The organism is Sphingomonas sp. LH128 (genome assembly GCF_000293195.2).
GTDB classification, from domain to species: Bacteria; Pseudomonadota; Alphaproteobacteria; order Sphingomonadales; family Sphingomonadaceae; genus Novosphingobium; species Novosphingobium resinovorum_A.
In genome coordinates this window covers 1-6,547 of the sequence record NZ_ALVC01000329.1, presented here as the reverse complement: position 1 = coordinate 6,547, position 6,547 = coordinate 1, and the positions used below count along the sequence as shown (strand labels likewise).

Here is a 6,547-nt window from a genome sequence, read left to right as displayed (position 1 = left end):
CCCCCCCCCCGGCCGCCGCCGTTGCCGCCGCGCTGTCCGCCGCCGCCCTGGCGGCGCTCGCCCTGCGGCTGCTCCACCTTACGCGAGGGTGCGGGCAGGCGTGCGGCCTGGTTCTGGAAGTCTTCCGGCAGCGCCAGCGGGTCGAGCTTCACGCGGGTCAGGCGTTCGATGTCGCGGATATAGGGCTTTTCGTCCGGCGCGACGTAGCTGATCGCGACGCCGGTGGCGCCGGCGCGCGCGGTGCGGCCGATGCGGTGGACGTACTGTTCGGCGACGTTCGGAATCTCGAAGTTGTAGACGTGCGAAACGCCCGAGACGTCGATGCCGCGCGCGGCGATGTCGGTGGCGACGAGGACGCGCACGGTGCCCTGGCGGAAGCCGCCGAGGGCGGCGGTGCGCTGGGCCTGGCTCTTGTTGCCGTGGATCGCGGCGGCCGGGATGCCGGCGGCGACGAGGTGGCGCACGACGCGGTCGGCGCCGTGCTTGGTGCGGGTGAACACCAGGGCGCGGTCGATGGCGCCGTGCGAGGCCTTCTCCTCGGCGTCAGGCGCAAGGCCCGCGCGCAGCGAGAGGGTCAGCAGCGCCTGCTTCTCGGCCTGGTTGATGTGGGTGGCGAACTGTTCGACGCGCTCGGCGGTGGTCGACTGCGGGGCCACTTCGACCTTGACCGGGTCGTTGATGAACTGGCGGCCGAGGTCGGCGATCGCCTGCGGCATGGTGGCCGAGAAGAACAGGCTCTGGCGCGTCTTGGGCAGCAGCGCGGCGACGCGCTTGAGCGGCACGATGAAGCCCAGGTCCATCATCTGGTCGGCTTCGTCGAGGACGAAGATCTCGACGTGGCGCAGCGTCAGCGCGCGCTGGTCGATCAGGTCGAGCAGGCGGCCGGGGGTGGCGACGAGGATGTCGACGCCGCGCTCCAGCGCGCGGGCCTGCTTGCCCACGGGCACGCCGCCGAAGATGCACTGGACCGTCAGGTTCAGGAACTTCGCGTAGCCGCGCATGTTCTCGGCGATCTGCGCGGCGAGTTCGCGAGTGGGCGAGAGCACCAGCATGCGGCAGCCGGCGTTCTGGCGCGGCTTGGGGTCCTGCGCGAGGCGGTGGAGCGAAGGCAGCGAGAACGCGGCGGTCTTGCCGGTGCCGGTCTGCGCGATGCCGAGGAGGTCACGGCCTTCGAGCAGCGAGGGGATCGCCTTGCGCTGGATCGGCGAGGGATCGGTGTAACCCTTGACGGCGAGCGCGCGGAGGATCGGCTCGGCGAGGCCAAGTTCGGAGAAATAGGACATGCGTCACTTTCAAAAGTGCGGGGCGCGCAAGGCTTTTGAAAAAAGGCGCGCGCACAGCGAGGTGTCGTTGCGGCGACCCTGCGTGAGGAAGGAAGCTAGTTGGTCGCAACCGCCAGTCCGGGCCGGTCTTGGCTGAATGCCGCGACCTCACGCTGCTCTCGGATTGCGGCGGGGCGGACCCCGCACGCCGGTTGCTGGCGGGTCACTTAGTGTGAATTACGGCAAAGCGCAAGAAAATTGCGGATAAGTTGCAGAAGTGCCCGGCTGTGGCGGATAGCCTGGCGTGGTGCCCACCCGCTGCGACTGGGCCCTTCCCTGCGGTCAGGATCAAGTCTCGCTCCCCTCCCGCATGCGGGAGGGGTTGGGGTGGGTTTTTCTACCCTTCATTCCCCCACTGCAGCGTATGCGGATCGCCCAGCGTCACCAGCCGTCGCAGCGAGGCGCGCGCCAGACGCTCCGTCTCCACCTTGCGCCGGGCGGCGGCAAGCTGGCGCAGGGGGGCGGGGCGCAGGATTTCCGCGTCGTAGCCATCGGCCACGATCACCCCGCAACTGTCGGGCAGGAACGCCTCGCTCTCCAGCGGGCTGCGGTCCAGCAAAGGAGAGAGCCCCCAGTAGAACCTGTCGCAGTAGTCGAGATAGTCGGTCCACTTGCCGTCGCCGAGCAGGTCCGCGCGCGCCACCTTGATCTCGACGATGATGACGTGCCCCTTGGCGTCGATCCCCATGAGATCGGCGCGCCGTCCGCAGCGCAGCGGCATTTCCGGCATGCACCAGATGCCGTTGCGGGCGAACAGCCGGGCGATCCCGCGAGCCACGTCCACAGCGGTATGCCCATGCGAAGGGGCGAGGGAGAGCGAATCAGCTTCGGCCATGATCGTCATCATAGGAACATATCAAGAACTGACAAGTCATCGCATTTGGCGCTGGCAAGCCCCGCTTCCGTCTGCTAACCGCGCTGGCACTGCACCCGTAGCTCAGCTGGATAGAGCGCTGCCCTCCGAAGGCAGAGGCCACAGGTTCGAATCCTGTCGGGTGCACCATATCCCCACATTGACGTCTCATCGCCCCGCGCAGTTCATCGCGTTCATGGCGCCGTCTGCCGTTAACAGGTGTTAACACCTGCATCTTGCGCGTGCGTTGCCGCGTTGCAGCAGGCAGTATCCGCAAGTCATGAGCCGCACATTGTCCAATGTCCAACGTGCCCATTTCTGGGGCATCAAGGCCGCGCAGGCCGGTATTCCGCTTTCCAGCAATCCTTACGCCAGTCCCCAGCAGAGAGCCGCATGGGAAGCCGGCTATCGCCACGATCCGTTTGCGCAGGATCGGCGACATTCACTGCCCAATTGAGGCGGAATTTCTCTATTTCAGCTTGAGCGGCAGCCCCGCAGCGACGAATTCGACTTCATCGACCGTCGCGGCGATGGTCTGGTTCAGGCGTCCCGCTTCGTCGCGAAAGCGCCGGGCGAGGGCGTTCTCGGGGACGATGCTCAGGCCCACCTCGTTGGATACCAGCGCCAGCGGGACCGGGCAGCGGCGGATCGCCTCCTGCAAAGCCGTGATCGGCCCGTCCAGCGGCAGGTCTGCCAGCATCAGGTTCGATAGCCACAGCGTCAGGCAGTCGACGAGCACCGCGTCCGCCTCCCGCGCGGCCCTGTCGATGGCGCCTGCCAGATCGAGCGGTTCCTCCAGCGTGGTCCAGCGCGGCCCGCGATCCTCGCGGTGGCGGGCGATGCGTTCGGTCATTTCACCGTCGAACGCCTGCCCGGTGGCGATGTAGGAAAGGCGGCCGGGCTGAGACTCGATGCGCGCTTGTGCGTGGCGGCTCTTGCCCGAACGGGCGCCGCCCAAGACCAGAAGGCTGCGCATCATAAGGTAACTCCTGCCAGGGCGAGCAGCCCGTCGATGTCCAGATGGCGCTCCATCGCCTCGGCCAGCGCATCGAGTGCGGCATCGACGCGGGCGTCGTTGTCGAAGCCGTCCGACTGCGCGCCGATGCGGGCGAGCAGGGCGCTGCGAAGGCCCGGCTTGGCGAGCAGGCCGTGGCAGTAGGTGCCGAAAGTCCGCCCGTCTCGCCCGATGGCGCCGTCCGCGCGGCCCTGCGCCAGTCGCGCGAAAGGCCGCGTGGCGTCAGGCCCCTCGGTCACGCCCATGTGCATCTCGTAGCCGGTGAACGGGGCGTCCATCGCCGTGCCCTCGACCTGCTGCAGCGTCTTGCGGCCCGCCAGCACCGTCGTCACGTCGAGCAGGCCGAGCCCGGCGACTTCGCCCGGCGGCCCCTCGATGCCGTGTGGGTCCGCAATATTGCGGCCGAGCATCTGGTAGCCGCCGCAGATGCCCAGTACCGCCCCGCCGCGCCGGTGATGGGCGAGGACGTCGATGTCCCAGCCCTGTGTCCGAAGGAAGGCCATGTCGGCGATCGTCGCCTTGGAGCCAGGCAGGACGATCAGCGCCGCCTCGGCCGGGATCGGGGTGCCGGGCGGGATCATCGCGACGTCCACGCCGCTCTCCTGCCGCAGCGGGTCGAGGTCGTCGAAGTTGGCGATGCGCGGCAGGATCGGGCAGGCGACCAGCAGCTTGCCGGGCTTCGCGCCGAGCCCGCGTTCGAGGATCACGGCGTCTTCGCTCGGCAGCTGCGCGACGGCGGGCTCCCACGGCAGGACGCCGAAGCCGCGCCAGCCGGAGAGGCGCTCGATCGCCTCGTAGCCGTCGGTGAAGAGGGCGGGATCGCCGCGGAACTTGTTGATGATGAAGCCGTGGATCATCGCCGCGTCCTCGGGATCGATCACCGCGCGGGTGCCGACCACGGCGGCGATGACGCCGCCTCGGTCGATGTCGCCCGTCAGCACCACCGGCACCCCGGCCGCGCGTGCGAAGCCCATGTTGGCGATGTCGCCGCTGCGCAAGTTGATCTCGGCGGGCGAGCCCGCCCCTTCGACGAGGACGAGGTCGCAGCGGGCCTCCAGCCGGCGGTAGCTTTCGAGCACTTCGCCGAGCAGCGGGCGGCGCGCCTCGCGGAAGTTGGCGGCGCCCAGCGTGCCGCGTACTTGGCCGTGGACGATCAGCTGCGAGGTGCGGTCGGCCTGGGGCTTCAGGAGCACCGGGTTCATGTCGACATGGAGCGGCGCGCGCGCGGCGATGGCCTGCAGCGCCTGCGCGCGGCCGATCTCGCCGCCCTCGGGCGTGACGGCTGCGTTGTTCGACATGTTCTGCGGCTTGAACGGCAGGACGGTGAGCCCCCGGTTGGCGGCGGCGCGGCAGAGCCCTGCGACCAGCACCGACTTGCCGACGTCGGAGCCGGTTCCCTGCAGCATCAGGCCAGCCATGCGATTCCCATAGCGATGATCCCCAATATCAGGCCCAGTATCAGGCAGGCGCGCCGGTAGATCGTCAGCGCGCGGGAGAGGTGGTGCGGTGCCGCGATGCCGCCTTCACCGATCCACGGCTTGTCGGCAAGCACGCCGTCGTAGGCGATCGGACCGGCGAGGCGGATGCCCAGCGCGCCCGCCATCGCCGCCTCGGGCCAGCCCGCGTTGGGCGAGGCGTGGCGGGCGTGGTAGCGGATCATCACGCGCCAGCCCCTGAGCCCGGCCCCCATGCCCGCAACGCACAACAGCGCTCCGGCGAGGCGGGCGGGTATCAGCATGACGAGATCGTCGAGGCGGGCGGCGGCCCAGCCATAGGGACCGTAGGGCTCCTCGCGGTGGCCGATCATGCTGTCGGCGGTGTTGATCGCCTTGAGCATCCACGCGCCCGGCAGGCCCAGCAGGAGCAGCCAGAACAGCGGCGCGACGACGCCGTCGCAGAAGCTCTCAGCCAGGCTCTCGATGGCGGCGCGGGCGGTGGCGGGCGCGTCGAGGTTCCGGGTGTCGCGGCCGACGATCATGCCGACGGTGCGGCGGGCCTCGGGCAGGTCGCCGCGCAGCAGGGCGTCGCGGATCGGGCGGACGTGGTCGTCGAGGCTGCGCGCGGCCATCGCGGGCCATGCGAGCAGGGCGAGGATCGGCCAGGCCCATGCGCCTGCGAGGGCGCGGACGGCGATCTCGATCGCGAGAGTGAGGCCGCCGGTGAGGGCGACGAGCAGCGCGGTGGCGAGCATGCCCGCGAGGCGGCGCTGCGCGGGCGAGGCGTCACGGCGGTTGAGGCGGCGCTCGCAGGCGCGGATGATGCGGGCGAAGAGGCCGACCGGGTGGCCGGTCAGGGCGTGGAGCCGCGCGGGCCAGCCGAGCACGGCCTCGATCGCGAGCGCGGCGGCGGCGATGGGTTCAGGCATGAAGCGCCCGGTCGAGGCGGTCCAGCGCGGCGGGATCGGCTGGGACGCCGAGGCGCAGGGTGTCGGGGCGCTGCGCGAAGGGACGGGTGAGAATGCGCGCCTTGGCCAGCCGCTCGAACAGCGCGCCTGCGTCCACGCCCGAGAGGTAGCGGAACAGCGGGCAGGCGCCTTGCGGGGAGAGGCCATGGCGCTCCAGCACCGTGTCGAGCGCGGCGGCACGGCGGGGAAGATCGGCGCGGGTATGGGCGATCCACGCGGCGTCGGCATAGGCGGCGCGGCCGAGTTCGAGCGCGGCGGTGTGGAGGGGCCAACTGCCGGTCAGCGCGCGCAGGCGGTCCAGTACGTGCCTCGGCGCGATCACGAAGCCGAGGCGCAGGCCTGCAAGGCCGAAGAACTTGCCGAACGAGCGCAGGACGATGAGGCGGCGGTCGTCGGCGACGTGTCCGGCGACGCTGGCTTGCGGGTGGCAGTCGGCGAAGGCTTCGTCGGCGATCAGCCAGCCACCTTGCGCGGCGATGGCGTCGTGCCAGTCGAGCACGGCGGCGGGGTCGCGCAGCAGGCCGTCGGGGTTGTTGGGGTTGGCGAGGACGACGGCCTCGGCACCCTCGGTTGGCGCGGCAAAGGCGATCGGGCGGGAGCGGGCGAAGGCCTCGGCATGGGTGCGGTAGGCCGGGGCCAGCGCGCGGCCGGGCAGGTCCAGCATGCCGGCGAGCAGGCGCAGCGCGGTCTCGCTGCCGGGGACGGCGCAGACGTGGCGGGGCTCGGCGCCGAAGTGGCGCGCGGCGGTCCGTTCGAGGGCGGCGAGCGCTTCGGGATCGGGCAGGGCGTGCCAGTCTATGCGCAAGTCTTCGGGCGGGCTCCACGGCGCGGGATTGAGGCCGGTGGAGAGGTCCAGCCACTGCACCGGATCGCCGCCGTAAAGGCGCGCGGCTTCGGCGAGGCGGCCGCCGTGGTGGAGCAGGTCGGGGGTCACGGCAGCAGCACCAGCGCGA

Annotated in this window: 7 protein-coding genes and 1 tRNA gene; 2 read left to right on the top strand and 6 right to left on the bottom strand. The window is 70.5% G+C overall.

Annotated features, from left to right (window positions below; genetic code table 11):
* Positions 1 to 1,283 (bottom strand): DEAD/DEAH box helicase (locus tag LH128_RS23360; protein ID WP_008832156.1); only part of this gene is annotated, 1,283 nt, incomplete at its 3' end.
* A gap of 376 nt (positions 1,284 to 1,659) precedes the next feature.
* Complete coding sequence (locus LH128_RS23355) at positions 1,660 to 2,157, bottom strand: MmcB family DNA repair protein (protein ID WP_037521050.1); 498 nt, start codon at positions 2,155 to 2,157, stop codon at positions 1,660 to 1,662.
* A gap of 91 nt (positions 2,158 to 2,248) precedes the next feature.
* On the opposite strand from LH128_RS23355, the gene LH128_RS23350 reads away from it, so the two are divergent.
* Both LH128_RS23350 and LH128_RS33735 read left to right on the top strand, forming a co-directional pair.
* Positions 2,249 to 2,325 (top strand) — tRNA-Arg (locus LH128_RS23350).
* Between the two features lie 130 nt (positions 2,326 to 2,455).
* On the top strand, positions 2,456 to 2,632 hold the full coding sequence (locus tag LH128_RS33735) for a ribosome modulation factor (protein WP_155986223.1): 177 nt from the start codon (positions 2,456 to 2,458) through the stop codon (positions 2,630 to 2,632).
* Between the two features lie 12 nt (positions 2,633 to 2,644).
* On the opposite strand, the gene cobU is transcribed toward LH128_RS33735, so the two are convergent.
* The 4 genes from cobU to LH128_RS23330 are packed head-to-tail and all read right to left on the bottom strand — an operon-like array spanning position 2,645 to position 6,528.
* The gene (gene cobU / locus LH128_RS23345; protein ID WP_037521047.1) at positions 2,645 to 3,151 is read right to left on the bottom strand and encodes a bifunctional adenosylcobinamide kinase/adenosylcobinamide-phosphate guanylyltransferase; all 507 of its coding nucleotides are present in this window, start codon (positions 3,149 to 3,151) and stop codon (positions 2,645 to 2,647) included.
* Positions 3,151 to 4,608, bottom strand: a complete 1,458-nt coding sequence (locus LH128_RS23340) for a cobyric acid synthase (protein WP_008832153.1) — start codon at positions 4,606 to 4,608, stop codon at positions 3,151 to 3,153. The genes cobU and LH128_RS23340 overlap by 1 nt, the downstream gene beginning before the upstream one ends.
* A complete protein-coding gene (cbiB, locus tag LH128_RS23335; RefSeq protein ID WP_008832152.1) occupies positions 4,596 to 5,555 on the bottom strand; it encodes an adenosylcobinamide-phosphate synthase CbiB in 960 nt (319 codons plus the stop codon). Before cbiB ends, LH128_RS23340 begins: the two co-directional genes overlap by 13 nt.
* A complete protein-coding gene (locus LH128_RS23330) occupies positions 5,548 to 6,528 on the bottom strand; it encodes an aminotransferase class I/II-fold pyridoxal phosphate-dependent enzyme (RefSeq protein ID WP_037521045.1) in 981 nt (326 codons plus the stop codon). The genes cbiB and LH128_RS23330 overlap by 8 nt, the downstream gene beginning before the upstream one ends.
* Positions 6,529 to 6,547 lie beyond the last annotated feature (19 nt).

Excerpts from the sequence above, each read along its gene's own strand:
- LH128_RS23355 (WP_037521050.1), bottom strand. The coding sequence starts at position 2,157 with ATGGCCGAAGCTGATTCGCTCTCCCTCGCCCCTTCGCATGGGCATACC.
- LH128_RS33735 (WP_155986223.1), top strand. The coding sequence starts at position 2,456 with ATGAGCCGCACATTGTCCAATGTCCAACGTGCCCATTTCTGGGGCATC.
- cobU (WP_037521047.1), bottom strand. The coding sequence starts at position 3,151 with ATGCGCAGCCTTCTGGTCTTGGGCGGCGCCCGTTCGGGCAAGAGCCGC.
- LH128_RS23340 (WP_008832153.1), bottom strand. The coding sequence starts at position 4,608 with ATGGCTGGCCTGATGCTGCAGGGAACCGGCTCCGACGTCGGCAAGTCG.
- cbiB (WP_008832152.1), bottom strand. The coding sequence starts at position 5,555 with ATGCCTGAACCCATCGCCGCCGCCGCGCTCGCGATCGAGGCCGTGCTC.